Here is a 25386-nt window from a genome sequence, read left to right on the forward strand (position 1 = left end):
CGGTCCTCACCATAAACGGGAAGCGGCCCGTTTATCTTCCCAGTAGGCTGATGACGTGATCGACGGCACACCTCTGCCCCTCCTCGGCTCGGACACACAGCTGCGCGCGGACGCGGTGCGCAACCGCGCGCGCCTGCTGGAAGCCGCGGCCAGACTGGCGGCCGAACACGGCGCGGCGGCCATCACGATGGAGTCCGTCGCCGCCGCGGCAGGAGTCGGCAAGGGCACGGTGTCCCGCCGCTTCGGCGACCGCAACGGCCTGCTCCAGGCCCTGCTGGACCACTCGGAGCAACAGTTCCAGGAGGCGTTCATCAGCGGCCAGCCACCGTTGGGCCCCGGCGCCGACGCACGTGCGCGGCTGCGGGCGTTCGGACCGGCCCTGCTGCGCCACGAACGCACCCACCTGGGCCTCTACCTGGCCGCCGAGCCCGTCGCCGAGCGACGGTTCTCGGTTCCGGCGCAGCGGGTGCGCCACACCCACGTCGCGGCGCTGGTGCGCGCGGTCCTCCCGGACACCGACGTCGAGCTGCTCGCCCACACGCTGCTGTCCTCAGTGGACGTCGTGCTGGTGGATCACCTCATCCGCAACCGCGGCATGCCGCTGAAGCGGATCGAGGCGGGGTGGCACGAGCTGGTCGGCCTGATGGTTGAGCGCACCTGACCGGAACTCGGTCAGCTCGGCGCCGTCGAACCCGGCCGCACGGACGATGTCTTCCAGCGCGGCCCGGATCTCGTCTGTGACCAGATCCCGGTCGAGCTCGACCCGTCCGACGTTCCCGAGATCGCGCACCCGCAGATCCCTGCTGGGCGTCCCGCGCGCGGCGAGCCACGCCCGCACGGCCACCTCGGCACGTTCGACCCTGGCCAGCCGCGCCGGCGTGATCGTCAGCCCGTACCGCACCCGGCTCGCCAGGCACGGCATCGCGGGCTTGTCCCACGTGGACAGACCCCAGTGGCGGCTCAGGGCGCGGACGTCGGCCTTGCTCATTCCCAGGTCTCGCAACGGGGTGTGCACCCCGATCTCGTCACCCGCGCGGATTCCCGGCCGGAACGGGTCGACGGCGTCGTCGGCGTTCGTGCCGGTCGCGACCGCCGTCAGCCCGTGCTTCCGCGCCTCGGTCATGATGGCGTCCAGAACCGTGGACTTGCAGAAGTAGCAACGATCGCGGCCGTTCGCGGCGTACCTGGGATTGTCCAGCTCGGTGGTGTTCGGCGCGAGGTGCCGCACGCCTTGGGCTTCGGCGAAGGCCTTGGCGTGCTCCAGTTCCGCGGCGGCCAGGCTGTCGGAGTTGGCGGTGACCGCGAGGACCGCGTCGGGTCCGTTCGCCTTGACGGCGGCGGCGAGGACCAGGGCGGAGTCCGCACCACCGGAGAACGCGACAGCTACCGGGCCGATCTCGGCCAGGCGGGCAACCAGCCGTGTGTGCATCAACGCTCCTCCTGCGCCGCCAAGGCCAGCACGGTACGCAACGGCAATCCCGTCTGCCTGGCCACCGCGACGGCGTCGTCGAACTCGGGCTTGCCGTGGTGCGGACCGTGTTTGCGCCGCACGGGCATGCCGTGGACGTGGACGACATCCGTGGTCCTGGCCGCGGCCGTTCGACGCACCTCGCTTCGCCGCACCCCGAGCGTTCCGGTCTCGGCGAACATCAGGCCTTCGATCTCGTCGGCCGTCTCTGGAGTCACCAGGGCGTGCAGGACGTGCGCCGGTCGCCCCTTCTTCATCACGGCGGGCGTGATCCAGCTGTCGAGCGCGCCCCGGTCGAGCAGGTGGCCGACGACGTAGCCGAGCACCTCGCCGCTGACGTCGTCGAGGTTGGTCTCCAGCAACACCAGATCACGCACCCGTGCCGTCTCCACCTCGCCAAGCCGCACGACCGCGACGTTGGGCCGGTCGGCGAGCGTCCGGGTGCCCGCCCCGTAGCCGGTGGCGGCCAGCCGCATCGGGGGCGGCGGACCGTAGTCGACGTCCAGCGCGCGCAGGAGAGCGGCCGCGGTCGGCGTCACGGTCTCGCCTCGCACCGACGTCCCGGTGACGACCGCGCCTTCGAGCAGCGCCGCCGTCGCGGGGGCCGGGCAGGGCAGGATGCCGTGGGCCGTGCGGACCTCGCCGGTACCGAGCGGCAACGGTTCACAGTGGACAGTGCTGACACCCAGCGCACGCAGGGCAGCCGCCACCCCGACGACGTCGACGAGGGTGTCGTGGCCGCCGAGCTCGTGCAGGTGCACCTCGTCGGGCTCCTCACCGTGCAGGCGTCCCTCGACCTCGGCGATCACGCGCAACGCCTTCGTGGCGACGTCCGCCACCGCACGGTCGCGAACCCTGCCGGCCATGGCGATCAGTTCCTTCGCCTTGCGACTGGTGGCGTCGTCCGACACCGAGACGGCCGCTCTCCTGGCCGTGATCCCGTGGGTGAGCACCTGCGTGACGGTGAGGTCCCAGCCGGTCAGTCCGGTGTCGGCGACGGCGGCGCGGATCGCGTCCAGCGGCGCGCCGGCGTCGACGAGGGCGGCGAGCAGCATGTCCCCGGCCAGACCGGTGAACGGCGAGATGACGCAGACCCGGCTCATCGCGCCACCCGTGACAGCCGGAACGCGGCCATGGCCGCGCCGAACCCGGAGTCGATGTTCACCACGGTGATCCCGGCCGCGCAGGACGCGTGCATGGCGAGCAACGCGGTGATGCCCTCCAGCCCCGCGCCGTAGCCGGTGGAGGTGGGAACCGCGACCACCGGGCAAGCGACCAGACCACCGATCGCACTGGCCAAGGCGCCTTCCATCCCCGCCACGACGATGACGGTGTCCGCGGCGCGCAGCCGTTCCTGCTCGGCGAGGAGCCGGTGCAGGCCGGCCACTCCCACGTCGGTGACGGTGGTGACCGTGAGACCCGCGGCGGTGGCAACGGCGGCGGCTTCGCGCGCCACGGGTTGGTCGGCGGTGCCGGCGGCGGCGACGACCACGGTGAACCCGACCGGTTCGGCTGGGCGCCAGACGAGCAGGCGAGCCGGGGCGTCGTAGGTGCCGTCGCCCACTGTGCCGAGGACGGAGGCCGCTGTCTCGGCGTCTATGCGGGTGGCGAGCACCGGACCATTGTTGTGCCGCAACAACGTTTGCGCGATCGAGGCGATCTCGGCTGGGGTTTTGCCGGTGCCGTAGATGACCTCGGGCAGGCCCTGGCGGGCTTCGCGGGCGATGTCCACCCTGGCGAAACCGAGGTCGACCGCGTCGGATCCGGTCATGCCGCTCCACCCCTGGCCACGACGCCTGCCAGCTCCCGCCCGATCTCCGCGAGCAACGCCGGCGCCCGGCCGATCGCGACATCGAGACTCCCGGCCCGGTCCAGCAGCGACCACGCGCCGACGACCCCGATCTCACGCAGCCGTTCGGCGGAAAGGCGGACATCACCGGCGACCACGGCAACCGGCACCCCATACCGCCGCGCCAGCGAGGCCACACCGACCGGAGCCTTGCCGTGCAGGCTCTGTTCGTCGAACCTCCCCTCTCCGACCACGACCAGCGACGCGTCCCGCATCGCCTCCGCGACGCCGAGCTCACCGAGGACGAAGGACGCACCCGAAACACGCCGGGCCCCGAGAGCAGCCAGAGCCGCGAAGCCGGTGCCACCGGCGGCACCCGCACCGGGCGCGGAACTCACATCACGTCCGGTCGCGGCGGTCACCACCGAGGCGAACTGACGCAGCCCGCGCTCCAGCACCTCCACATCGCGCGGGGAGGCTCCCTTCTGCGGACCGAACACCGCGGCGGCACCGGAAGGCCCGCACAACGGATTGTCCACATCGGACACCAGGGTCACGCGCGCCAAGCGCAAGCGGAAGTCCAAGGTGGACAGATCGAGGTGGGCGGCGGTCGTCAGAGCGGCGCCTCCCGGGCCCACCGGGACGCCGCGCGCGTCGGTGATGACGGCGCCCAGGGCTCGCAGCAGGCCCGCTCCCCCGTCGGTGGTGGCGCTGCCGCCCACGGCCAGCACGATGTCCAGGCAGCCGTGGTCGAGGGCGGCACGGATCAGTTCGCCGGTGCCGTGACTGTCGGCCACGAGAGGTGCCGGGCGGCCCGGCAGCACGTCCAGGCCGCTCGCCTGGGCCATTTCGATCACCGCGCGGGTGCCTCGCACGGCGAACGCGGCGCGCAGCGGACGACCGGTGGGTCCGCTCACGTCGGCGTGCACCAACCGGTAGCCGGCGCCTGCCAGCGCGGCGAGGGTGCCTTCGCCGCCGTCCGCCACCGGCATCGTCATCGCGCGACCGCCCGCGGCGGTCACTCCCACCGCCACGGCGGCGCTGGCCTCGGCCGCGGTGAGGCAGCCGCGGAACTTGTCCAGGCAGATCAGCACCGGGGCGATCATCGCGCAGTCCCGGCGACGTACGGAATCGTCTGCGGCCCCTCGGGCAGCACGCACAAACGCGCGTTCGGGCCCGCCGACGCCAACGCCTCGGCCACGAAAGAAGAGATGTCCGAGGTCTGGGAGAGGTGAGCAGTAGCCAGGTCGGCGTCGCTGAGGTGCGAGGTGTGCATGACGACCCGGCACGCGGACTGGATGCGGGCCTGGATCTGCACCTGCCACTGATCGGGTTCGGTGACCGTGCGCGCGGAGATCGACTCGAACAGCGCGGCGGGCGAGTCGGCGGACGCCAGAACCGCGCGGTACGAGCCGTGATCCGGGAAGCCGTCACGGCACTCCGCCGCGCACACGATCGTGCCGCCCGGCTTCACCACCTGGAAGGCGGCCGACATGCCCTTCACCGACTGGTACAGGTTCTGGTCCAGCGGATAGCCGGAGTTGGTCGTCACCACCACGTCGAAGAGGTGCGGCACCGGCTGCATCGCCACGCCGCGGGCGGTGCGCACGGCCGCGGCGTGCATCTCCAGCAGGTCGCCGCCGAACGCCGCCACGACCTCCTTGTCCTGGTTCAGGACCACGTCGAACCCGAACGTCACGCCGGTGGCGGCCGCGATGGCACGCACGTCGTCGTGCACCGGATTGCCCTCGATGATCCCCCACGCCGCCCGCGGGTGACCGATCCGGCGGGCGTCGTGCAGCACCAGCACGGTTTCCAGCGCCGCGAGACCGGGTGCGACGAGCTTCGGGCCGCCGGAGAAGCCGGCGAAGAAGTGCGGTTCGACGAAACCGGTGGTGATGCGGACGTCCGCATCGACCCATTCGCTGTTCAGCCACACCGGCACGGACGCGCCGAGCTCACCCATCCACGTCAGGCTGCCCCGGTCGCGCGCGTCGTGGTTGACGATCCGGACCGAGTCGACCACCGCGTCACCGAACATCTCGCGCAGCTCGGCCGGGGAGTTGCCCCGGTGTGTGCCGGTCGCGACCAGCACGACTACGTCGTCGAGGTCGACCAGGCCGTCGAGCTCCTCCAGGATCGCCGGGATCATCAGGTGCCGCGGCTGCGGGCGCGTGCCGTCGCAAGCCGAGATGGCCACGGTCTGGCCGCGACGCACGCGCTCGCGCAACGGTGGGCCTGCCACTGGAGCGCGTAACGCGCTGCGGAGAATCTCCTGCGGTGGTGCGGAAACCTGGTGATGGCGAGGAGTCACGACCGTGGTCACCGCCGGATCGCACAGCAGGTCCAAGCCAGTCTCGCCGTAAGCAAGTCGAACCTTTTCCATCAGCGAGTTCCCAACCCGTAGACGCGGGCCGCCGTGCCACCGAAGAGCTCGGAGCGCTCGGCTGCGGACAGACCCGAGCACAGGTCCGCAGCCGCGTCGAAGACCTCGGAGTAGGAGGCGGCGAGCAGGCAGACGGGCCAGTCCGAGCCGACCATCAGCCGGTCGGGCCCGAACACCGTCAGCGCGACGTCCGCGTAGGGCTTCAACGCCTCGACGGTCCACTGTGGACCGGCCTCGGTGACCAGACCGGACAGCTTGGCGGTCACGTTCGGTTCCGCCGCCAGCGCCGCGAGGTGCGTGGCCCAGGGCTCGACCAGCCCACCGGCAATGTCCGGTTTGGACAGATGGTCCACCACGAACATCATGTCCGGCACCGCCCGCACCGCCACCAGCGCCGCGGGAAGCTGATGGGGACGGGTCAGCACGTCGTACACGAGCCCGGCGTCGCGTACCGCACGCAGCCCGGCGATCACGTCCGGACGCATGAGCCAGTCCGGGTCGGGTTCGGACTGCACCAGGTGGCGGATGCCCACCAGCCGGTCGCCGCCCGGCCCCGACCGCAACCGGTCGAGCTGCTCGGCGACGTCGGGCGCGGTCAGGTCGACCCACCCGACAACGCCCGCCACGAGGTCTGATTCGACGGCGAGGAACTCCGCCGTCTCGTCGAGGTCGTTCAGCACCTGGACCAGCACGGTGGCGTCCACGCCCGCCGGTTCGGTCACCGCACGCAGATCCGCAGGCGAGAAGGAACGGCGGATCGGCCCGGACAGCCAGTCCTGCGGCCGGGAGGAAAGGTCCCACAGGTGGTGGTGGGCGTCGATCCGGCGCATCACGCCTGCCCGATCCGCTGCCGCTGCGCGCCCAGGCGGTCGATGCTGAGCTCGACGGTGTCGCCCGCGCGCAGGTACCCGAAGTCGTTGACGCCGAGCGCCACCCCGGCCGGCGTGCCCGTGTTCACCACGTCACCGGGCTCGAGAACCATGAACTGGCTGAGGTACCAGATGATGTGGTGCACGCCGAAGAGCATGTTCTTGGTGTTGCCGTCCTGGCGGAGCTCGCCGTTGACGCTCAGCTTCAGGCCGAGCGCCTGCGGGTCGCCCACCTCGTCCGCGGTGACGAGCCACGGCCCCAGCGGGTTGAACGTCTCGCAGGACTTGCCCTTCGTCCACTGGCCGCCGCGCTCGATCTGGAACTCGCGTTCGCTGACGTCGTTGGAGATCGCGTAGCCGGCGATCACCGCCGCCGCGTGCTGCGGGCTCTCCAGGTACCGCGCGGTGTCCCCGAGCACGACGGCCAGCTCCACCTCGTAGTCGGTCTTGACACTCTTCCTGGGCACCAGGACCGTGTCGTTCGGGCCGATGACGGTGTTGGTGTTCTTCATGAACACCACGGGTTCGCTGGGCGGTTCCGCCGACGTCTCGGCCGCGTGGTCGGAGTAGTTGAGCCCGATGCACACCAGGGCACCGGGACGCGCGACGGGCGCGCCGATCCGCATCCCCGCGGCGTCCAGCTCCGGCAGACCGCTCAGGGCGTCGCGTACCCGCGCGACACCACCGTTCGCCAGGAAGTCACCGTTGATCTCACTGGTCACCGCACGCAGATCACGCACGCGGCCGGCGTCGTCCAGCACCGCGGGAATCTCGGCGCCGGGGTCGCCCACACGCAGCAGTCGCATTGCCCTACCTCACTCTGTTCTCGTAAGCGGGGGTCACGGAGTCGGCACGCCGGCCGCGAGCAGTCCTTCGGCACGCAGGTCCGCCCACAGCTCCGGTGGCGGAGGAGTGGCGAAGGCCGCCACGTTCGCGGTGAGCTCCTCCTCGCTGCGGGCCCCGATCAGCGCGCCGGTCACCGCCGGGTGCCCGAACGGGAACCACAGCGCAGCGGCAGGCAGCGTCGTGCCGTGCCGTGCGCACACCGCGGCGATCCGCCTGGCGCGGCCGAGCACGTCCGCCGGTGCGGTCCGGTAGTCGTAGGTGGCGTCGTCCGGCACGTCGTGACGCGCCAGCAGACCGGAGTTGAACAACCCGGCGGCGAGCACGTCGACCCCGCGCTCGGCGCACAACGGGAGGAGCTCGTCCAGCGCCGGTTGTTCCAGCAACGTGTAACGCCCGGCGAGCAGGACGCAGTCCACAGAGGACTCCCGCACGAACCGGGCGAGCATCCGCCACTGGTTCATCCCGGCCCCGATCGCACCGACGACGCCCTGCTCGCGCAGCTCCGCCAACGCGGGCAACGCCTCACCGAAGGCCTGGTCCCAGTGGTCGTCGGGGTCGTGCAGGTAGACCACGTCCACCCGGTCGAGCCCGAGCCGTTCCAGTGACGACTCCAGGCTCCTCCGCACGCCGTCAGCGCTGAAGTCCCACACGCGGCGCCACCGCGCCGGAACCACGAAGCCGTCGTCGTCGAGCCGATCCGCTCCGGACGGGTCGGGCACGAGCAGCCTGCCCACCTTGGTGGACAACACGAACTCGTCGCGCGGGCGGTCCTTCAGCGCCGAGCCGAGCCGCTTCTCCGCAAGCCCGAGCCCGTAGTGCGGTGCGGTGTCGAAGGTCCGGATTCCGGCCTCCCACGCTGCGTCGATCACGGCACGGGCCTCGTGGTCCGCGACCTCGGCGTAGAGGTTGCCCAGCGGCGAGGTGCCGAGTCCGAGCCTGCTCAGGACGTCAGCCACGGGGACGCAACCTCAGCCCGTCCATGCCACCGTCGACGGCGAGCACGGTTCCGGTGGTGGAGCCGGACAACGGGCTCGCGAGGTACGCGATCGCCCCGGCGATCTCGTCGGCGCTGACCAGCCGGCCGTGCGGTTGCCTGGCCTCCAGTGCCGCGCGCTCGGCAGCCGGATCCGGTGCCGAGTCGAGCAACCGCTGCACCCAGGGCGTGTCGGCGGTGCCGGGCGCGACCGCGTTCACCCTGATGCCCTCGCGCACGTGGTCGGCGGCCAGAGCACGGGTCAGCGCGTGCACCGCACCCTTGCTGGCCGAGTACACGGCCCGTTGCGGCAGACCCGCGGTGGCCGCGATGGAACCGGTGTTCACGATGGCGGCGGCGTGGGAGTTCCGCAGGTGCGGCAACGCCGCGCGGGCCACCCTGGCCATCCCGACCACGTTGACGTTCAGCACTTTCAGCCACTCGTCGTCGGTCGCGGCACTCACGTCGCCCTGCGCGCCGATGCCCGCGTTGTTGATCACGATGTCGAGCCCGCCGAAGTGCGCGACCACCGCGTCCACCGCCTCGCGCACGCTCTGGTCGTCGGTGACGTCGGCCCGCACGAAGAACATGCCGTCCGGCAGGTCGTTCGCTGCCAGGTCGAGCACGGCGACCCGCGCGCCGCGGCCGGACAACAGCTCGGCCGTGCTCCGGCCGATGCCCGAGCCGCCACCGGTGACCAGCGCCACCAGCCCGTCGAAGTCAGCCATGATCAGTCGCTCCGTTCGTCGGTTGCTTGCCGGGGTGAGAGCACGCCGCACAGGCGGAATCCGTGTCCGCCTGAGGATGCGCGCCGATGGAACTAACGGTCGAGGCGGCCGGGCTCACCCGCGTCGCTGCGGCGCACGAGCCAGGCCTCGGTGATGTGGGTGAACATGGCCTCGGCCGCACCGGTCGCATCGCCTGCCGCGATGCGCTCGCAGATGAGGCGGTGCCCGCGGTTCGACGCCGCGCACAGGTCGCGATCGGTGCGGCCCGTGTAGCGGGCGGTGTTGAAGACCTGGCTTTCCAGCGCCCGCACGACACCTCTGGCGATGCGGTTGCCGGAAGCCCGCATGATCGTGTCGTGGAACGCGTGGTCGAGCTCGCGGTAGGCGACCGGATCGTGCAGCACCTGCTCCATGCGCTCGACGAGATCACGAAGCGCCGCAACGGTTTCCGGATCGGCGCTGCGCGCGGCGACCTGCGCCATGTCCGACTCGAGCAGCCGGCGCGTGACCACCAGGTCGTCCAGCACACCCAGCGTCTCGTCCTCGGCGACCACCGCGCCCAGGACGAGCTCGTCGAGCATGTTCCACGTCGACGGCGGGTTGACCATCGTGCCGGCACCCTGCCGCACCTGGACCAAACCCTTCTCCTGCAGCACCTTCATCGCCTCGCGGATGACGGTCCTGCTCACCGAGAAGGACTCGCACAACGCGGGCTCCGGCGGCAGCGACGTTCCGGGAGCGTGCTCACCGCGCACGATGCGGCCCACGAGCTCGGTCGTGATCGCTCCGGTCAGGTTCATCGGCCGACGGGCCCAGCTCGGCGCTTCCGGTGCGCTGGGCCGCTGGCCTGGTGCAGTCATGCCGGGGAGTGTACCGCCAAACGGGCATTGACGTAATACGTCATACGAATTACGTTCAGGCGCACCTCGTCGGGCCGCTTGCACGCCCGGCCACCGTCTCTCGGGAAGTGAGCAGCGATGAAGCAGCGCACACCATGGACTGCCGCCCTCGTGGTGGGGCTGGCGTTGACCGCCGCCGGATGCGGAAGCGCGTCAGGGCCCGGCAACTCGTCCGGCGGTTCGAGCGACAAACTCGTGGTCTGGGACTGGAAGTCGGGCGACGCGAAGGCGGCCGGCTACGTCCAGAAGGCGAAGGCGGACTTCGCCAAGAAGCACCCCGGCGTGAACGTCGAGTTCGTGGCCCAGCCCTTCGACCAGTACTACACCCTGCTCGGCGCGGCCATCCAGTCCGGCAAGGGACCCGACGTCATCCTGTTCAACGGCGGCGGGCAGATCCGCGACCGCTCCGACGCGCTCGCCCCGCTCGACTCCTACGTCGCCGACGACAAGCAGCGGCTGGCCGGCTGGGACGCGTTCACCAAGGGCGGCAAGATCTACGCGGAACCGGTGACGCTGCAGGGCCACCCGATCTACTACAACAAGGATCTCTACTCCAAGGCCGGCCTCAACCCCGACGCTCCGGCCAAGACGCTGGACGAGTTCATCCGCAGCTGCGGTGCCATCACCCAGAAGACCGGGGCGAAGTGCTTCTCGCTGGGCAACAAGGAAGGCGTCGGCATCCAGTTCTGGTTGTCCTCCTTGGGTTCCGCGGTGCTGACGCCGCAGGAGTACGATGACTGGGTCGCAGGCAAGCGCAACTGGTCCTCACCGGACGTCAAGAAGATCTTCGAACTGTGGAAGCAGGCCGGTGACACCGGGCTGAACACCGACGGCGCCAACTCCACCGCGATGTTCAACGACGCGTTCGCGTCCTTCAACTCCGGCAAGGCCGCCAACATCATCGGCCTCATGTCGGACGTCGGGCACTGGAAGGACTTCGCCGAGTTCCTCACCCCGGAGAAGGTAGGCGTCATGGTCGCGCCGCAGGTCAACCCGGCCGCGAAGCCGAGCCTGCCCTACGACGGCGGCATCGGTTACGCCGTCGCGAAGTGGACGAAGGACCCGAAGCTCGCCGCGGACCTGGTGCGGTCGCTGACCTCGACCGACGCGCTCAAGGCGTTCTTCGTGGACGGTGGCGCGATCGCCTCCGACACCACCATCGACACCTCCACGGGCGGCCCGGCAGTCAAGACGATCGTGTCCGACGTGAAGAACGGCAAGCCGGCCCTGCACGTCGCGCTGGGATCCAAGACGGTCGACCTGATGGGCCGTCTCTCCCAGCAGCTGCTCAGCGGCTCGATCACGGTGGACGAGGTGCTGCAGCAGCTGGCCGCCTCGGACAAGACGGGCTGACCGACCGTGGCAGCTCAATCACTGTCCGCTGTGGACGCCGCCGTGCCGGCGTCCACAGCGGGGGCCGCGTCGTCGCGACGCAACCGCAGGGGCTCGCGGGCGGAACGCCTGGCACCGCTGGTCCTGCTCGCACCGGCCGTCCTCGTCATCGCCGGGCTGCGGCTGTGGCCGCTGGTACTGGGGATCAACTTCTCGTTCACCGGTGACGGCGACCGCAACGGCCTGGCGGTCGGGTTCGACAACTACCTGACGCTGCTCGGCGATCCGCTCTTCCGCACGGCGTTGCGCAACGTGGGCCTGCTCGTGCTGTTGCTGCCGGTGGCGGTGGCGATTCCCGGTCTGCTCGCGACGTTCATCTACCTGAAGGTGCCGGGGCACCGCTTCTACCGCGGCGTCTACTTCTTCCCCGCCGTGCTCTCCCCCGTGATCGTCGGCGCGATCTTCAACCTGCTGCTGGCCTTCGACGGTCCGCTCAACGCGCTGCTCGGCGGCCTGGGCATCGGGCCGGTGGACTGGCTCGGCGATCCGGACGTGGCGATCTTCGCGGTCGTGGGCGTCCACGTCTGGGCGACGTTCGGCATGGCACTGGTCGTCTTCCTGGCCGGGTTCGCCACACTGGACTCCTCGTTGCTGGACGCGGCCAAAGTGGACGGTGCATCGCTGCCTCAGACCATCTGGCACGTCATCGTCCCGAGCCTGTCGCGCACCATCCAGTTCGTCTTCGTCACCACGATGATCGGCATGCTGACGTCGATGTTCGGCCTGGTGTACGTGATGACGAGCGGCGGGCCGGAGGGGTCGACGTACCTGCCCGAGTACTACGTGTGGATCCAGCAGGGGCAGATGAACCAGCCCGCACTCGCGTCCGCGGCGTCCACCGCGCTGTTCCTGATCATGCTCGTGGTGGGGCTGGCCCAGATCAGCATCCTGCGCCGCGCGGGAAAGGAGGACTGATGCCCCGCACCCGGTTGACCAGATGGGTCGTCGCGATCCCGATGGCCGTGCTCGCGCTGGCCACGATCTACCCCATCGTGTTCACCACCAACGTCGCCATGAAGACCCGCCGCGAGTACGTCCTCGACCGGTTCTCCCTGGCCGACTCACTGAGCTGGAACAACATCGTCAAGGCATGGACGAGCGTCGGGATGTCCCGCTACTTCCTGAACTCGGTGATCGTCGTGGCGTGCTCGGTCGCACTGTTGCTGCTGATCGGGTCGATGGCGGGGTTCGCGCTCGCCAGGTTGCGCTTCCGCGGTTCGTCCACGCTCTTCCTGGGCGTGCTCGCCGCGTTGTTCATCCCGTTCCAGGTGATCATGGTTCCCCTGGCCCGGATCATGGCGGACACCGGCCTCGTCGACACCTACCCCGGGCTGGTGCTCGCGTACGTGGCGCAGTTCCTGCCGTTCACGATCTTCCTGCTGACGAGCTACTACTCGACGGTGCCCGCGGACATCGTCGACGCCGCGCGCATCGACGGGAACACCGTGTACGGCGTGTACTGGCGGATCATGCTGCCGATCGGCGCACCCGCGTTGTTGTCCGTCGGCGTGCTCAACGCCTTGTTCTGCTGGAACGACGTCCTCATCTCGTTGCTGATGATGCCGTCCGCCGAGCACCGCACGCTCATGGTCGGCGTCACGTCGTTGCGCGGCCAGTATTCCGACGACATCCCGACGTTCGCCTCGGGTGTGCTGATCGCCGCCGTACCGGTCCTCGTCGTCTACCTGTTCCTGCAACGCCAGATCGCCGACGGTGTCACCGCCGGGTCCACGAAGGGCTGACATGCGCATCACGGCATACCGGACTCTCACCACGGTCCAGGACTGGGGCCGGCCGGTCGGTGACGCCAACGGCGTGTACGCCGACGGCATCGTCAGGGTCCCGCTCGTCGTCGTCGAGACCGACGAGGGCATCACCGGTGTCGGGCTCGGCCCCCACGTGGAGATCGAGAACGTCTTCGCCGCCATCGAGGGCGAGGACCCGCGTTCGGTCACGGCGCTCTACGACCGGATGTTGCGCCGGACGTTCAAGGCCGGCCACGCCGGAGCGGTGTTCGGCACCATCGGAGCCCTCGACACCGCGTTGTGGGACATCAAGGCCCAGGCGGCGGGCGAACCCCTGTGGCGGCTGCTCGGCGGACGCGACCGCCGCGTCCCCGCCTACGCCTCGGCTCTGTGCATCGCGCTGAACGACGAAGAACTCCTTGCCGTGTACCGGACCTACGCGGAGCACGGCCTGCGCGCGGCGAAGCTCAAGGGCGGTCTCGACGTCGACCGCGACCGCCACCGCCTCACCCTGCTGCGCGACCTGTTCGTCGACGCGGGGCACGGCGTGCGGCCGAGCCTGATGCTCGACGTCAACGAGGCCCTGACGCGCAAACAGGCCGTGCGCCACGTCGGTGAGATCGAACGAACCCTCGACCTGACCTGGATCGAGGAACCGGTGCGGCGCTGGGACGCGGAAGGACACGCGGCGGTCAGCCGCGGCGTGCGTGCCTCGGTCGCCACCGGCGAGAACCTCACCGGCCTCGAACAACACCGGTCGCTCATCGCGGCCGGAGCGGTCGACATCGCGCAGACGGCCGCGGTCTGGGGCATCACGCACTTCCTGCGCGTCGCCACCCTCGCGCACGCGCACGACCTGCCCGTCAGCCCGATCGGCACCACGCCGGTCGGGCTGCTGCACGCCGCGACGTCGATCCCCAACCACCTCGTGAGCGAACTGCAGGACCTCCAGCCACCGGTGGGCATCTCCGTCGATCTGCACGTCGAGGACGGGGCCTACGTCCTCGGCGACAGCCCCGGCCTGGGAGTGCGCCTCGACGAGGAGGCGATCGCCGCCGCGGGTCACCTGATCCCCCACCCGGCCTCCGGTGGCTCGCACATCCGGCCGGAACGCGCGGGCCATCGCCTGCTCCCGGCCAGGGTCGACGGAACCGCCGTGCTCAACGCCCAGCCCTGAAGGAGAACGATGAACCGCCCGCAGCGCTACGGCATGGTGATCCGGCTCCGCCCGGAACGACGCGAGGAGTACCTGCGGCTGCACTCTGCCGTCTGGCCGGCCGTCGAGCAGACGATGCTCGACGCGAACATGCGGAACTTCACGATCTTCCTGCACGAGGATCTGTTGTTCGGCTACTACGAGTACATCGGTGACGACCACGAAGCCGACCAGGCCCGCATCGCCGCCGATCCGGAGACGCAGCGGTGGTGGACGTTCACCGATCCGTGCCAGGAGTCGCTGATGCCGGCCGGGTCCGGGCAGTGGTGGGCGCCGATGCAGGAGGTCTGGCACATGGACTGATCGACGTCCTCCCCAGCGTGAACGCTCGGATTCCCGCGTAGCCAGGCCGCGTCTGGGGTGGTTCCTGCTTCATCACCCGCGGCCTCCCCGGAGGGAGGTCCGGCAGTACGTCGGAGAACCAGGGCCGTCCGGCATGACGACCCGTCGCACGGGCCACACGAACCTGGTGCGGTTGTCCCCGGCGTGAACGCCGGGGCTTGCGCCGACCTGCCTTCGCTCAGAACGCTGCTCCCACCGCGGCGCCTGCGCGGACGAAGACCGGGATGCGGTCGAGCGGTGCCGCGGCGTCGACGGTCGTCCCTCCATCGTGGACAGTGCCGGTCGCCGTGTCCTGCCACCGGGTTCCCGCCGGCAGGTACACCGGCCGGGCCCGCGTCCCGGCCTCGGTGACCGGTGCGACCAGGACGTCGGGGCCGAGCAGGAACTCGTCGTCGACCGTCCACGCGTGCTCGTCGCCGGGGAAGTCGAAGAACAGCGGACGCATCGGCGGAGCGCCGGTGCGGTGGGCGGCCTCGGACAGTTCGGCGAGGTAAGGCCGGAGGCGTTCACGCAGCCGCAGGTGTGCTTTGAGGATCTCGAAGACCTCGTCGCCGTAGGACCACACCTCGTTCGGCCCACCGGACATCGAGGTGCTGAAGGCCTGGTTCGGCGCCCGGTCGCCGTGCAGCCGCATGATCGGGCTGAACGTGCCGTACTGGAACCAGCGGACGAGGACCTCGCGGTAGGCGGGGTCGTCCGGGTCACCGCCGTGGAAACCTCCGATGTCCGTGTTCCACCACGGGATGCCGCTCAGTGCGACGTTCAGGCCGGCCCGGAGCTGGGTCGCGAGCGACTCGAACGTCGTGGGGATGTCGCCGGACCACAGCGCGGCGCCGTGGCGCTGGCTACCCGCCCACGCGCTGCGGATCAGGCTGAGCGGGCGGTCCTCGCCGGCCGACCGCAGGCCGTCGGCGACGCCCTGGGCGTGCAGCAGCGGATAGAGATTGGCGACCTGGGGGCCCGGTCCGGCGGCGTAGACGGCGCGGGCGGCGAGGTGCTGCGACACGTCCGGTTCACAGGCGTCGAGCCAGAACAGGGTGATCCCGTTGGCGTGGTAGTGCTCGTTCAGCTGTTGCCACAACAACTTCCGGGCGTCCGGATGGGTTGCGTCGTACCAGGCCATCGGCTGGTAGGCGGGTCCTGGTTCGCGGGACGGCCAGTGGCTCGTGAGCAGGCCGCCGTGGACGTCACGGACCAGCAACCCGTTGGTGCGCAACGCTTCGTGATTGTCGCTGCTCGGTTCCACGGTGGGCCACACCGACACGGCGAGCTTGACGCCGAGCTGCGCCAGCTCCTTCACCATCGCCGCGGGGTCGGGCCACTCCGCGGGTTCGAAGCGCCAGTCACCCATGTTCGGCCAGTGGAAGAAGTCGCAGACGATCACAGCCAGCGGCAGGTCGCGCCGGGCGTACTCACGGGCGACGGCGAGGAGTTCCTCCTGGTCGCGGTAGCGCAGCTTCGACTGCCAGAACCCGCTCGCCCACTCCGGCAGCAGCGGCGGACGGCCGGTGGCGTCCGCATAGCTCGCCATGATCTCGGCGGGGGTGTCGCCCGCGGTGATCCAGTAGTCGATCTGGCCGGTGGACTCGGCGACCCAGCGCGTGCCGTCCGCGCCCAGTTCCACCCGGCCGAGCGCGGGGTTGTGCCACAGCAGGCCGTAGCCGCGCGACGAGTGCAGGAACGGGATGGCTGCGACGACGTTCGCCTGGATCAGGTCGACGACCACGCCCTTCTGGTCGAACCGGCCGTTCGGGTTCTGGCCGAGGCCGAAGATCCGCTCGTCCTCGTACGCGGCGAAGTGCTGCTGGACGTGGTAGCTGCCGTCACCGCGCGGCGTGAAGATCCGCGGTCCGCTGTGGCCGAGATGCGGCCGCTTCTCGGCGAGGAGTTCGCGTCCGGTTGCCGTGTGCAGGAACCGCAGCGTGCCGGTGGGCGCCAGTTCGACGGTGAGCCTGCCGTTGACGAGGCGGGCCGATCCGTCGTCCAGGACGGCCTGTTCGACACCCGGTGACGGTGGAGCCGTCGCGTCGAGGGCGCCGGGCAGACCGCTCTCGATCGCCGTCACGGCGCTGCGGACGCGCATCGCGTGCGGGCCCCAGGGCTCGACGCGCAGGACCTCCTGCGGCGTCTGGTGGAGAAGAAGAGGCATGGTGACCCTCCGGTGTCGAAGCGCTTCGACCTGGAGACCGTAGTGATCCGCAGCGCCTTCGACAAACATTTCGACAACCGGGAGTCCTTGTCCCGCAACGAACTTCGCACACGCGCAACGCCGTTCGACAGCCATTCGATCGTTGATCGATGTTACCGCCACGTCACAGTTGACGTCATACGTGATACGTCTTATGTTCTGCCCAGACATTGGATCTCATGTCCGAAGGCACACCCCGATCCGCATCCCGGCCGAGCCTCTCGGCCGGTACTTCGGCGCACCTGTGTCCGCCGCGCGGCCCACTCGGCAGCACCGCCCCGATCGGAATCCGCGAAGCCCACCCCTTAGGAGCACAACGTGCCAGGTGGTCCCTCTCCGTTCTCCCCACGTACAGCAAACCGGTTCACCGGTGCCGCGACAGCCGTTCTGCTTGCGGCTGCAGGCGTCTCGGTGGTCCACGCACCGGCCTCGGCCGCCGTCATGTCGACCGTGTACGCCTCAGCAACCGGCTCCGGCACCGCCTGCTCGTCGGCCCAGCCGTGCTCGATCACCCAGGCCCAGACGTCGGTGCGCGCGATCGCGCCGTCGATGACCGGTGACATCGTCGTTCAGCTCGCGGGCGGCACTTACACGTTGACCTCGCCGTTGACCTTCACGGCCGCCGACTCCGGCACCAACGGCTTCACCGTGACCTGGCAGGGCGCACCGGGCTCCGTGATCTCGGGAGGACAGAAGGTCACCGGCTGGACCCAGGCGGACAGCGCGAAGAACATCTGGAAGGCCAGTGTCGGCACCGGTTTCGACGCCCGGCAGCTCCACGTCGACGGCAAGATCGCGACGAGGGCCCGCACCGCGATCAACCGGTCCGACTTCACGCTCACGTCCACGGGCATGACCTTCACCAGCAGCGCGCTGTCGTACCTGAACAACCTCGGCAACAAGAGCAGGGTCGAGCTCGAGTCGGCCAACTCGTTCACCGACCGCTACACGCCGGTGCAGTCGATCTCCGGCAACGCGATCACGATGCAGCAGCCGGCCTGGGACAACAACACCTGGGGCTGGGACACCGTCCAGAACCCGTTCAACCAGGCGGGTTTCTGGCTGGAGAACGCCAGGGAGTTCCTCGACTCCGAGGGCGAGTGGTACCTCGACACCGCCACCGGCACGCTCTACTACAAGCCGTTGGCTGGGCAGAACATCGCGAACGCCGACGTGGAGCTCCCACGGTTGCAGTCGCTGGTGAACGTCGGCGGCACGTATGACGCGCCGGCCCACAACATCTCCTTCACCGGGCTGCAGTTCTCGTACACGAGCTGGCTGCTGCCGAGCACGAGCGAGGGCTACGCGGACCAGCAAACCGGCGGCTACATCAAGGGCACGTGGAACACCAGGCCGTCCAACGCGTTCAGCAGCTGCGGCTCCGGCTGCAGCCAGTTCGAGTCGACCCGCCCCGGCTTCAGCCAGATGCCCGCGGCGGTCCAGGTCTCGGCCGCCAACGCCATCACCTTCAGCGGCAGCAAGTTCACGAACCTCGGCCAGGTGGGCATCGGCATCGGCAACGACGCCAACGGCCACACCACCGGTGTCGGGCTCGGCGCGAACAACATCACGGTCACCGGCAGCACCTTCGAACAGATCTCGGCCGGCGGCATCGTCGTCGGCGGCATGCGGGCCGACGCGCACCACCCGAGCGACAGCCGGATGACGGTCCAGAACATCGTCCTCAGCAACAACAAGGTCCACGACGTCGCTCTCGAGTACCGCAGCCACGTCGGAATCCTGGTCACCTACGCCACGAACGCGACGATCTCGCACAACGAGATCTACAACCTGCCGTACTCGGGCCTCAACCTGGGTTACGGCTGGGGCATCAACGATCCCGGTGGCAGCCAGGAGTACCAGAACCGCGGCACCTACAACTACCAGCCGCTCTACACCACGGCGACGACCGCGAAGAACAACCTGGTCATCGGCAACTACCTCCACGACACGATGACGACCATGTCCGACGGCGGCGGGTTCTACATGTTGTCCGCGAGCCCCGGCACGGTGCTCAAGCAGAACTACTTCAGGACCATGAACCGCGGCTTCGACATGTACTTCGACGAAGGCTCGCGCTACGTCTCGGTGACGAACAACGTCTACCAGGGCGGCTGGAACTGGGCCCACGCGAACGCCAACGCCAACAACCACACCGGCGACCTCACGCTGACCGACAACTGGTCCGACCACAACGGCGCCGACATCACGAACGGCACGCGGGGCAACACCGTCACGGGCACCGTCTTCGTCAGCAACGGGTCCTGGCCGGGCGGCGCGCAGAACGTGATGGCGGCCGCCGGTGTCCAGCCGACCCAGAACGTGAAGCTCGTGGGCTGGCAGTCGGGCCGCTGTGCCGACATCAACGGCGCGTCCAAGACGAGCGGTGTGCAGGTCCAGCTGTGGGACTGCTCCGGTGCCACGAACCAGCGCTGGACCTACACCTCGGGCAAGCAGCTGGTGGTGTACGGGAACAAGTGCCTCGACGCGTTCGGCGCCGGGACGGCGAACGGCACGGCGGTCGTGATCTGGGACTGCAACGGCGGCACGAACCAGCAGTGGAACGTCAACGCCAACGGCACTATCACCGGCGTGCAGGCCGGGCGGTGCCTGGAGGCGAGTGGCCAGGGCACCGGCAACGGGACGAAGCTGCAGCTGTGGGACTGCTGGGGCGGCGCCAACCAGCAGTGGAACCTGACTTCCTGACGACGAGCACCCTGCGCCGTCAGCGGGTTTCGTCGCGGCCCACGTGCTCGCGCAACCACCGTTCCGTGGTGTTGACGTGCACGAGGGCCGCGGCCTGCGCCAGCGCGGCGTCCCTGTCCACCAGCGCCTGGTAGATCGCCTCGTGCTCGGCGAGGGTGCGGCTCGCGGCGTTGTCGTCGACCAGCCCGCGCCACACCCTGCCCCGGACCGTGCGGCTGGAGATGCCCTCCAGCAACGTGGTGAGCGTGGCGTTGCCGGTGGCCGCGACGACCGCGCGGTGGAAGGCGGCGTCGTGGGCATTGAGCAGCTCGACGTCGTCGCGGGCCGCGCGCATCGCGTCGAGGTGCCGTTCGACCTCCTGCAGCTCGCGTGCGGAGATGCGGGTGGCGGCGAGTCCGGTCGCGATCGGCTCGAACAGCCTGCGGACCTCCGTGAGCTCGAGCAGCGTGTCGCCGCGCAGCAGCTCCACCGCGGAGGAGATGCCGCCGAGCAGCACCTCCGGTTCGAGGCTCGTCACGTACGTGCCGTCGCCGCGCCGGATCTCCAGGACACGGGCCACGACCAAAGCCTTGACCGCCTCGCGCATGAGGTTGCGGGACAGGCCCAGTTCGGCGGCCAGCTGCTGCTCCGGCGGGAGCTTGGATCCCGGCGGCAGCTCACCCGACCCGATCAGGTCCCTGATGCGGTCGATCGCCTTGTCGGTCAGTGACACCGCAGGAGGATAGCAATACATCCCACCTCTACCCCCAAGACATGGGATGTCGCCCTGCTTCGTCACGTGACGCATTTCCCAGTTCTAGCTGGACTTTTCAGGTGCCCCGCCCACTTCAACCCTGGACACTCCACCGTTCGTGGCCTATAAATCCATCCCATGTCCGCTCACTGATCATTGCACGACGGACACGCAGCTGACACGCGACGAGGGAGTCTGCGATGCCACGGACCGAGCTGATCACTGCGGTGGACGCGGTGGACGTGCGGTTTCCGACCTCCCGCGAGCTGGACGGCTCCGACGCGTTGAATCCCGAGCCGGACTACTCGGCCGCGTACGTGACCATCCGCACGAGCGATGGCGCGGAAGGCCACGGACTCGCGTTCACCGTGGGGCGGGGCAACGACGTCCAGGTCGCCGCCGTGCGCGCGCTGGCTCCGCTGGTAACCGGTCTGGCCGTGAACGACGTCCTGGACGACCTCGGTGCCTTCTCGCGCCGGCTCACCGGTGACAGCCAGCTGCGGTGGCTCGGCCCGGAGAAGGGTGCCGTCCACATGGCGGCGGCCGCGATCGTCAACGCGATCTGGGACCTCTACGGGCGCAGGGAAGGAAAACCGGTCTGGCAGCTGCTGTCCGAGATGACGCCGGAGCAGCTGGTCGACCTCGTCGACTTCCGCTACCTGAGCGACGCCCTCACCCGTGACGAGGCGCTCGCCATCCTCCGCCGCGCGGAGCCCGGTCGCGCCGCGCGCGCCAACCACCTGCTGCACAACGGTTATCCCGCGTACACGACCACTCCCGGCTGGCTCGGTTACGACGACGAGAAGCTCGTGCGGCTGTCGCGGCAGGCCGTCGACGACGGGTTCACGCTGATCAAGCTGAAGGTCGGCGCGGACGCCCTCGACGACATGCGTCGCCTGCGGCTGGCCCGCGAGACGGTCGGGCCCGGCATCAGGATCGCCGTCGACGCCAACCAGGCGTGGGGTGTGCGGCAGGCCATCGACTGGATGGCGAAACTCGCGCCGTACGACCCGTACTGGATCGAGGAGCCGACGTCACCCGACGACCTCCTCGGCCACGCCGCGATCCGCAGGGCCGTGGCGCCGGTGAAGGTCGCCACCGGCGAACACACCCACAACCAGGTGATGTTCAAGCAACTGCTGCAGCTGGAGGCGATCGACGTCCTGCAGCTCGACGCGTGCCGCACCGCGGGCGTCACCGAGAACGTCGCCATCCTGTTGCTGGCAGCCAAGTTCGGCGTCCCGGTCTGCCCGCACGCGGGCGGGGTCGGGCTGTGCGAGATGGTCCAGCACCTCGCGATGTTCGACTACGTCGCCGTCAGCGGCACCACCGAGAACCGCTTCATCGAGTACGTCGACCACCTGCACGAGCACTTCACCGATCCGGTGCACGTCCACGACGGCCACTACCTCGCACCGACGGCTCCCGGCATCAGCGCCGAGCTGCACCCCACGTCCGTCGCCGCCCACCGCTTCCCCGACGGGCCCGTCTGGAACCTCACACCCGATCCCGCCACCCGTTAGGAGATCCGCTGTGAACACCAGTTCTCGCACCTGTCTGGGCATCGTTCTCGCCGTCGTCCTCAGCGCTTGCGGCACTTCGGGTTCCGGCGGCGGCGGGCCGGTGGTCGGTGTCGACTACCCGCGGTCCGACACCGACTTCTGGAACTCCTACATCAAGTACACCCCGGAGTCCGCCAAGGAGCTGGGGCTGGAGCTCAAAACCACCAACTCGCAGAACGACGTCGCCAAGCTCGCTGCCAACGTCCAGACGTTCATCAGCCAGGGCGTCAAGGGTGTCGCGATGGCACCCCAGGACACCGCGGCCATCGCACCCGCGCTGGAACAGCTGGCCGCCAAGAAGATCCCGGTCGTCACGGTCGACACCCGGCCGGACAGCGGTGACGTGTTCATGGTCGTCCGCGCGGACAACCGGGCCTACGGCGAGAAGGCGTGCCGGTTCCTCGGCGCGAAGCTCGCAGGCAAGGGCAAGGTCGTGATGCTGCAGGGAGACCTCGCGTCGATCAACGGCAGGGACCGGACCGAGGCGTTCAACGACTGCATGAAGGCCAACTACCCCGGCATCACGGTTCTCGGCGAGGCCACGAACTGGGACGGTGCGGTCGCGGCGCAGAAGCTGCAGACCGACCTCACCGCCAACCCCGACATCAAGGGCGTCTACATGCAGTCGAGCTTCGCCCTCTCCGGAACGCTGCAGGTGCTCAAGCAGAAGGACCTGCTGGTCGGCCCCTCGGACCCCAAGCACGTCTTCATCGTCTCCAACGACGGGATCCCCGAGGAGCTCAAGAACATCGCGGACGGTCACGTCGACGCCACCGTCTCGCAGCCGGCCGACCTCTACGCCAAGTACGCCCTGCAGTACCTGAAGGCCGCGATCAACGGCGAGTCGTTCAAGCCGGGCAAGACCGACCACGACAGCACGATCGTCCAGGTCCGCGACGGGCTGCTGGAGGACCAGCTCTCCGCTCCCCTGGTGACCGCGGACGGCGGCACGTTCGACGGCGTGCCGAGCCTCAAGCACGACGACAAGTCCTTGTGGGGCAACAAACTCCAGTGAGCAGGAGGCGACATGGTCGCAGCGCCGCCCGTCGTCGAGGCGACGGGAGTGACGAAGCGGTACGGGTCGACGGTGGCCCTGCGCGACGCCGCCATCACCATCGAGCAGGGCCAGACCCATGCGCTGGTCGGACGGAACGGAGCGGGCAAGTCCACCCTGGTGTCCGTCCTCACCGGACTCCAGGCGCCGGACGAGGGCACCATCACGTTCGGCGGTGAGCCCGCTCCCCGGCTCACCGACCGCGACGCGTGGCGGCAGCGTGTGGCGTGCGTCTACCAGAAGTCCACCATCCTGCCGGAGCTGACGGTCGCCGAGAACCTGTTCCTCAACCGGCACGACCACGGCCGCAGCGGCCTGATCAGCTGGAAGACGGTGCGCACCAAGGCACGCGAGCTGCTCGACACCTGGTCGGTCGACGTGGACGTGCGGCTGCCCGCCGGCGAGCTGGACGTCGAGCAGCGTCAGTTCGTGGAGATCGCGAGAGCGCTCTCGTTCGGCGCCCGCTTCATCATCCTCGACGAACCGACCGCCCAGCTCGACGCCGCCGCCATCGCGAGGCTCTTCGGCCGCATCGCCGAACTCCAGCGGCAGGGCGTCACGTTCCTGTTCATCAGCCACCACCTGCAGGAGGTCTACGAGATCTGCGACGTCGTCACCGTGTTCCGCGACGCCCGGCACGTGCTGACCACCACGGTCGACTCGCTCCCCCGCGCCGACCTGGTGGCGGCGATGACGGGTGAGGCGGCAACGGAAACCGGCGCCGGCCGCCGTACTCCGGCCGAGCACGCCGCCCCGGTGCTGGAGATGACGGACGCGACGTTGCCAGGCACGTACGAGGACGTGTCGTTCCACGTCCGCGCGGGCGAGATCGTCGGCCTGGCCGGTGCGGCGAGCAGCGGCCGGGTCGAGATCGCCGAGACGATCGCGGGCCTGCGCGCCCCGACCGAAGGCTCGCTGGAGATCGCGGGCACCCGCCCGCGGCCCGGCAGCGTGCCCGCGGCACTGCGGGCGGGTGTCGGCTTCGTCCCGCAGGACCGCCATCACCAGGGTTACGTCGCGCAGATGTCGATTGCGGACAACGGAACCCTGACGATCCCGGACCGCCTGGGCCCAGCCGGTTTCATCGACGGACGCCGCCGGGACGGCTTCGCCCGCGACATGATCGGCAAGCTCGCGATCAAGACACCGGGACCGGAGCTGCCGGTGTCCGGACTCTCCGGCGGCAACCAGCAGAAGGTCGTGATGGCCCGCGCACTGGCGAACAACCCGAAGCTGCTGGTGCTGATCAACCCGACCGCCGGCGTCGACGTGCGGTCGAAGGAGTTCCTCCTCGGCAAGGTGGAGGAGGTCGCCGAGTCCGGTGCCGGGGTCGTCATCGCGTCCGACGAGCTCGACGACCTGCGTCTGTGCGACCGGGTCCTCGTGGTGTTCGGGGGACGCGTGGTAGCCGAGATGCCGCGCGGGTGGCACGACCACCGGCTGGTGGCCGCGATGGAAGGAGTCGAGCTCGATGACTGACACCCAGACCGCAGTCACCACTGCCTCCCCGGCCCCCACCAGCCGGAAGATCGCCATCGCCCGGCTGCGCGACCTCGCCCTGATCCCCGCGATCATCGTGATCGCGATCGTCGGCCAGCTGGTCAGCCCGGTCTTCCTGCGCGGCGACAACCTCGTCAACGTCCTGCAGACCATGTCCGAGATCGCGATCCTGGTCCTGGCGCAGACCCTGGTGCTGATCGTCAAGAAGATGGACCTGTCACTGGAGTCCACGGTCGGCCTCGCGCCCGGTGTCGCCGCCTGGCTCACCGTGCCGGTCGGCGCCGGGCACGGGCTCGGCCTGCTGCCCGGTGGCTGGTCGGTGCCGATCACACTGGCGGTCGGCGTGGTCATCGGCGTGATCAACGCGTTGTTCATCATCCGGTTCGGGCTCAACGGGTTCATCGTCACGCTCGGCATGCTGATCGTGTTGCGCGGCATCCTCACCGGCATCTCGGGCGGCCAGACGTTCTTCCGGCTGCCCGCGTCCATGCTCTACCTCGGCACGACGCAGTGGCTCGGCATGCCGGCGTCGGTCTGGCTGTGCCTGATCCTGTTCGCCGCGGGCATCGTGGTGCTCGGGTTCACGAGTTTCGGCCGGTCCCTCTACGCGATCGGCGGGAACGTCGACGCGGCGAAGGCCGCGGGCATCCGCACCGATCGGGTGCTGTGGATCGTGATCGTGACGGCGAGCCTGCTCGCGGCGCTCAGCGGTCTGCTGCTGTCCGGGCGGCTCGCCTCGGTCGCCTCGGCGCAGGGCAACGGTTACATCTTCACCGTGTTCGCCGCCGCGGTCATCGGTGGCATCAGTCTCAACGGCGGAAAGGGAACGATGTTCGGTGCCTTCACCGGCATCCTGCTGCTGTTCCTGATCCAGAACGTGCTGACGCTCGCGGGCGTTCCCGCCCAGTGGATCGGCGCGCTCAACGGCACGATCATCCTCATCGCGCTGGCCTTGTCCCGCGTCACCGGAGGCAAGGCCCAGGAGTAGGA

The 25386-nt window shown here is 69.5% G+C and carries 23 protein-coding genes; 11 read left to right on the forward strand and 12 right to left on the reverse strand.

Going from position 1 to position 25386, the window contains the following annotated elements:
* Positions 1–55: 55 nt before the first annotated feature.
* A complete protein-coding gene (locus JOD27_RS14245; RefSeq protein ID WP_204762668.1) occupies positions 56–661 on the forward strand; it encodes a TetR/AcrR family transcriptional regulator in 606 nt (201 codons plus the stop codon).
* Here the strand turns inward: JOD27_RS14245 and larE are convergent.
* The 10 genes from larE to JOD27_RS14295 all read right to left on the reverse strand — a co-directional run bounded on the left by larE (position 551) and on the right by JOD27_RS14295 (position 9919).
* On the reverse strand, positions 551–1429 hold the full coding sequence (gene larE, locus JOD27_RS14250) for an ATP-dependent sacrificial sulfur transferase LarE (protein ID WP_204762669.1): 879 nt from the start codon (positions 1427–1429) through the stop codon (positions 551–553). The two genes, JOD27_RS14245 and larE, sit on opposite strands and share 111 nt — an antisense overlap.
* Positions 1429–2571: a nickel pincer cofactor biosynthesis protein LarC gene (larC, locus tag JOD27_RS14255; protein ID WP_204762670.1), complete on the reverse strand. Its 1143-nt coding sequence runs from the start codon at positions 2569–2571 to the stop codon at positions 1429–1431. The genes larE and larC overlap by 1 nt, the downstream gene beginning before the upstream one ends.
* The gene (gene larB, locus JOD27_RS14260) at positions 2568–3239 is read right to left on the reverse strand and encodes a nickel pincer cofactor biosynthesis protein LarB (protein WP_204762671.1); all 672 of its coding nucleotides are present in this window, start codon (positions 3237–3239) and stop codon (positions 2568–2570) included. The genes larC and larB overlap by 4 nt, the downstream gene beginning before the upstream one ends.
* Positions 3236–4363, reverse strand: coding sequence for a glycerate kinase (locus tag JOD27_RS14265; RefSeq protein ID WP_204762672.1), 1128 nt, complete (start codon positions 4361–4363; stop codon positions 3236–3238). Before JOD27_RS14265 ends, larB begins: the two co-directional genes overlap by 4 nt.
* On the reverse strand, positions 4360–5643 hold the full coding sequence (gene larA, locus JOD27_RS14270; RefSeq protein ID WP_204762673.1) for a nickel-dependent lactate racemase: 1284 nt from the start codon (positions 5641–5643) through the stop codon (positions 4360–4362). Before larA ends, JOD27_RS14265 begins: the two co-directional genes overlap by 4 nt.
* Positions 5643–6473, reverse strand: a complete 831-nt coding sequence (locus tag JOD27_RS14275) for an amidohydrolase family protein (RefSeq protein ID WP_204762674.1) — start codon at positions 6471–6473, stop codon at positions 5643–5645. The genes larA and JOD27_RS14275 overlap by 1 nt, the downstream gene beginning before the upstream one ends.
* Positions 6473–7318: a fumarylacetoacetate hydrolase family protein gene (locus JOD27_RS14280; RefSeq protein ID WP_204762675.1), complete on the reverse strand. Its 846-nt coding sequence runs from the start codon at positions 7316–7318 to the stop codon at positions 6473–6475. The genes JOD27_RS14275 and JOD27_RS14280 overlap by 1 nt, the downstream gene beginning before the upstream one ends.
* 33 nt (positions 7319–7351) lie before the next feature.
* On the reverse strand, positions 7352–8314 hold the full coding sequence (locus JOD27_RS14285) for an aldo/keto reductase (RefSeq protein WP_204762676.1): 963 nt from the start codon (positions 8312–8314) through the stop codon (positions 7352–7354).
* Entirely contained in the window at positions 8307–9059 is a 753-nt protein-coding gene (locus JOD27_RS14290) for an SDR family NAD(P)-dependent oxidoreductase (protein ID WP_204762677.1), read from the reverse strand. Before JOD27_RS14290 ends, JOD27_RS14285 begins: the two co-directional genes overlap by 8 nt.
* 92 nt (positions 9060–9151) lie before the next feature.
* Positions 9152–9919: a FadR/GntR family transcriptional regulator gene (locus JOD27_RS14295; RefSeq protein ID WP_204762678.1), complete on the reverse strand. Its 768-nt coding sequence runs from the start codon at positions 9917–9919 to the stop codon at positions 9152–9154.
* Positions 9920–10036: 117 nt separating this feature from the next.
* On the opposite strand from JOD27_RS14295, the gene JOD27_RS14300 reads away from it, so the two are divergent.
* The 5 genes from JOD27_RS14300 to JOD27_RS14320 are packed head-to-tail and all read left to right on the forward strand — an operon-like array spanning position 10037 to position 14614.
* The gene (locus tag JOD27_RS14300) at positions 10037–11311 is read left to right on the forward strand and encodes an ABC transporter substrate-binding protein (RefSeq protein ID WP_204762679.1); all 1275 of its coding nucleotides are present in this window, start codon (positions 10037–10039) and stop codon (positions 11309–11311) included.
* Between the two features lie 6 nt (positions 11312–11317).
* Complete coding sequence (locus JOD27_RS14305) at positions 11318–12265, forward strand: carbohydrate ABC transporter permease (protein WP_307830125.1); 948 nt, start codon at positions 11318–11320, stop codon at positions 12263–12265.
* On the forward strand, positions 12265–13092 hold the full coding sequence (locus JOD27_RS14310) for a carbohydrate ABC transporter permease (RefSeq protein ID WP_204762680.1): 828 nt from the start codon (positions 12265–12267) through the stop codon (positions 13090–13092). The genes JOD27_RS14305 and JOD27_RS14310 overlap by 1 nt, the downstream gene beginning before the upstream one ends.
* Before the next feature lies 1 nt (position 13093).
* Complete coding sequence (locus JOD27_RS14315; protein ID WP_204762681.1) at positions 13094–14272, forward strand: mandelate racemase/muconate lactonizing enzyme family protein; 1179 nt, start codon at positions 13094–13096, stop codon at positions 14270–14272.
* A gap of 9 nt (positions 14273–14281) precedes the next feature.
* The gene (locus JOD27_RS14320; protein WP_204762682.1) at positions 14282–14614 is read left to right on the forward strand and encodes an L-rhamnose mutarotase; all 333 of its coding nucleotides are present in this window, start codon (positions 14282–14284) and stop codon (positions 14612–14614) included.
* A gap of 217 nt (positions 14615–14831) precedes the next feature.
* Here JOD27_RS14320 and JOD27_RS14325 read toward each other — a convergent pair whose 3' ends face one another.
* Positions 14832–16802, reverse strand: a complete 1971-nt coding sequence (locus tag JOD27_RS14325) for a glycoside hydrolase family 31 protein (RefSeq protein WP_204762683.1) — start codon at positions 16800–16802, stop codon at positions 14832–14834.
* A gap of 480 nt (positions 16803–17282) precedes the next feature.
* Between JOD27_RS14325 and JOD27_RS46610 the strand changes: the two genes are divergently transcribed.
* Positions 17283–19547 carry a ricin-type beta-trefoil lectin domain protein gene (locus tag JOD27_RS46610; protein ID WP_372441695.1) on the forward strand — a complete coding sequence of 755 codons (2265 nt, stop codon included), beginning with the start codon at positions 17283–17285 and terminating at the stop codon, positions 19545–19547.
* Positions 19548–19566: 19 nt separating this feature from the next.
* Here JOD27_RS46610 and JOD27_RS14335 read toward each other — a convergent pair whose 3' ends face one another.
* A complete protein-coding gene (locus JOD27_RS14335; RefSeq protein WP_204762684.1) occupies positions 19567–20259 on the reverse strand; it encodes a FadR/GntR family transcriptional regulator in 693 nt (230 codons plus the stop codon).
* Positions 20260–20480: 221 nt separating this feature from the next.
* On the opposite strand from JOD27_RS14335, the gene JOD27_RS14340 reads away from it, so the two are divergent.
* The 4 genes from JOD27_RS14340 to JOD27_RS14355 are packed head-to-tail and all read left to right on the forward strand — an operon-like array spanning position 20481 to position 25384.
* Positions 20481–21803 carry an enolase C-terminal domain-like protein gene (locus JOD27_RS14340; RefSeq protein ID WP_204762685.1) on the forward strand — a complete coding sequence of 441 codons (1323 nt, stop codon included), beginning with the start codon at positions 20481–20483 and terminating at the stop codon, positions 21801–21803.
* Between the two features lie 34 nt (positions 21804–21837).
* Complete coding sequence (locus tag JOD27_RS14345) at positions 21838–22857, forward strand: sugar ABC transporter substrate-binding protein (protein ID WP_239567148.1); 1020 nt, start codon at positions 21838–21840, stop codon at positions 22855–22857.
* Between the two features lie 12 nt (positions 22858–22869).
* Positions 22870–24375, forward strand: a complete 1506-nt coding sequence (locus JOD27_RS14350; protein ID WP_204762687.1) for a sugar ABC transporter ATP-binding protein — start codon at positions 22870–22872, stop codon at positions 24373–24375.
* Positions 24368–25384, forward strand: coding sequence for an ABC transporter permease (locus JOD27_RS14355; RefSeq protein WP_204762688.1), 1017 nt, complete (start codon positions 24368–24370; stop codon positions 25382–25384). Before JOD27_RS14350 ends, JOD27_RS14355 begins: the two co-directional genes overlap by 8 nt.
* Positions 25385–25386: the final 2 nt, after the last annotated feature.

Origin of the sequence: Lentzea nigeriaca (assembly GCF_016907955.1) — a bacterium.
GTDB classification, from domain to species: Bacteria; Actinomycetota; Actinomycetes; order Mycobacteriales; family Pseudonocardiaceae; genus Lentzea; species Lentzea nigeriaca.

Bases quoted from the DNA above. Each gene is read 5' to 3' on its own strand.
- JOD27_RS14295 (WP_204762678.1), bottom strand. From the start codon at position 9,919: ATGACTGCACCAGGCCAGCGGCCCAGCGCACCGGAAGCGCCGAGCTGG.
- larA (WP_204762673.1), bottom strand. From the start codon at position 5,643: ATGGAAAAGGTTCGACTTGCTTACGGCGAGACTGGCTTGGACCTGCTG.
- JOD27_RS14265 (WP_204762672.1), bottom strand. From the start codon at position 4,363: ATGATCGCCCCGGTGCTGATCTGCCTGGACAAGTTCCGCGGCTGCCTC.
- JOD27_RS14290 (WP_204762677.1), bottom strand. From the start codon at position 9,059: ATGGCTGACTTCGACGGGCTGGTGGCGCTGGTCACCGGTGGCGGCTCG.
- larE (WP_204762669.1), bottom strand. From the start codon at position 1,429: ATGCACACACGGCTGGTTGCCCGCCTGGCCGAGATCGGCCCGGTAGCT.
- JOD27_RS14300 (WP_204762679.1), top strand. From the start codon at position 10,037: ATGAAGCAGCGCACACCATGGACTGCCGCCCTCGTGGTGGGGCTGGCG.
- JOD27_RS14275 (WP_204762674.1), bottom strand. From the start codon at position 6,473: ATGCGCCGGATCGACGCCCACCACCACCTGTGGGACCTTTCCTCCCGG.
- larC (WP_204762670.1), bottom strand. From the start codon at position 2,571: ATGAGCCGGGTCTGCGTCATCTCGCCGTTCACCGGTCTGGCCGGGGAC.
- JOD27_RS14350 (WP_204762687.1), top strand. From the start codon at position 22,870: ATGGTCGCAGCGCCGCCCGTCGTCGAGGCGACGGGAGTGACGAAGCGG.
- larB (WP_204762671.1), bottom strand. From the start codon at position 3,239: ATGACCGGATCCGACGCGGTCGACCTCGGTTTCGCCAGGGTGGACATC.
- JOD27_RS14280 (WP_204762675.1), bottom strand. From the start codon at position 7,318: ATGCGACTGCTGCGTGTGGGCGACCCCGGCGCCGAGATTCCCGCGGTG.
- JOD27_RS14310 (WP_204762680.1), top strand. From the start codon at position 12,265: ATGCCCCGCACCCGGTTGACCAGATGGGTCGTCGCGATCCCGATGGCC.
- JOD27_RS14315 (WP_204762681.1), top strand. From the start codon at position 13,094: ATGCGCATCACGGCATACCGGACTCTCACCACGGTCCAGGACTGGGGC.
- JOD27_RS14340 (WP_204762685.1), top strand. From the start codon at position 20,481: ATGCCACGGACCGAGCTGATCACTGCGGTGGACGCGGTGGACGTGCGG.
- JOD27_RS14355 (WP_204762688.1), top strand. From the start codon at position 24,368: ATGACTGACACCCAGACCGCAGTCACCACTGCCTCCCCGGCCCCCACC.
- JOD27_RS14325 (WP_204762683.1), bottom strand. From the start codon at position 16,802: ATGCCTCTTCTTCTCCACCAGACGCCGCAGGAGGTCCTGCGCGTCGAG.
- JOD27_RS14320 (WP_204762682.1), top strand. From the start codon at position 14,282: ATGAACCGCCCGCAGCGCTACGGCATGGTGATCCGGCTCCGCCCGGAA.
- JOD27_RS46610 (WP_372441695.1), top strand. From the start codon at position 17,283: ATGTCGACCGTGTACGCCTCAGCAACCGGCTCCGGCACCGCCTGCTCG.